Source organism: Streptomyces pseudoechinosporeus (genome assembly GCF_054783935.1).
The window spans coordinates 1-509 of the sequence record NZ_BAAGPS010000063.1 but is presented as its reverse complement, the minus strand read 5'-3'; the positions used below and the strand labels follow the sequence as shown (position 1 = coordinate 509).

The window sequence follows — 509 nt, the reverse complement described above, 5'->3', positions numbered from 1 at the left end:
CAGATCAGCAGTGCTGCGGTGAATACGTTCCCGGGCCTTGTACACACCGCCCGTCACGTCACGAAAGTCGGTAACACCCGAAGCCCGTGGCCCAACCAGCTTGCTGGGGGGAGCGGTCGAAGGTGGGACTGGCGATTGGGACGAAGTCGTAACAAGGTAGCCGTACCGGAAGGTGCGGCTGGATCACCTCCTTTCTAAGGAGCACTTCTCACCAGCCTCGGCTGGTCAGAGGCCAGTACATCGGCGCACGTCCGGTGCTGGTTGCTCATGGGTGGAACGTTGATTATTCGGCACACTTGATCGTCTTCTCCTTCCAGTACTGCTCTTCGGAGCGTGGAACGTTGAGGGAAGCGGCGGGGGTGTCGGGCACGCTGTTGGGTGTCTGAGGGTGCGGATGAGAGTCCGTTCCTTCGGTTGCCGGCCCCGGTGCAGCACCACATGGGTGGTGTGTGACGGGTGGTTGGTCGTTGTTTGAGAACTGCACAGTGGACGCGAGCATCTGTGGCCAA

1 rRNA gene is annotated in these 509 nt (G+C 60.7%); it reads left to right on the top strand.

What is annotated here, in order from left to right:
• Positions 1–194: ribosomal RNA gene (locus tag ACYVO6_RS39705) — 16S ribosomal RNA — on the top strand; the annotation flags it as partial.
• Positions 195–509 lie beyond the last annotated feature (315 nt).